The 587-nt window shown below is 45.8% G+C and carries 1 protein-coding gene; it reads right to left on the bottom strand.

The features are described from left to right. Positions 1–587, bottom strand: a 587-nt coding sequence (locus B0169_RS19325; RefSeq protein ID WP_164474810.1) for a cadherin-like domain-containing protein, incomplete at both ends; no start/stop codon positions are given.

Below are 587 nucleotides of genomic sequence, written 5' to 3'. Positions count from 1 at the left end.
GTAGCATTATCTAAGACATTACCGGTGGCAGTTGTATCTTCTGCAACACTGACCACTTCACTATCATCAAGTAAATCAGACACTGGCGTCACTGAAATAGTTAAGGTTGAATCTATTGCATCACCGACACCATCTAGCACCGTATAGGTGACGATAGGGACTGAGCCATTGTAATTTGCGTTCGGTACAAAACTGTAACTGCCATCGGCATTTAAGGTTAACTCACCTGCTGCTAATACCGCGGTTGAGCCGATCGCATAGGTTGTGCCTGCAACAGTGAAGCTGGTTACTGAGAGCGGGCCATCAGTGCTGGTAGCATTATCTAAGACATTACCGGTGGCAGTTGTATCTTCTGCAACACTGACCACTTCACTATCATCAAGTAAATCAGACACTGGCGTCACTGAGATAGTTAAGGTTGAATCGGTTGCATCACCGACACCGTCTAGCACGGTATAGGTGACGACCGGTACGGGGCCATTGTAATTTGCATTCGGTACAAAACTGTAACTACCATCAGCATTTAAGGTTAACTCACCTTCTGCTAATACCGCGGTTGAGCCAATAGTATAAGTCACACCACCAAT

The organism is Cognaticolwellia aestuarii (assembly GCF_002000025.1).
Lineage (GTDB): Bacteria > Pseudomonadota > Gammaproteobacteria > Enterobacterales > Alteromonadaceae > Cognaticolwellia > Cognaticolwellia aestuarii.
This window is presented reverse-complemented; position numbering and strand designations above follow the sequence as displayed.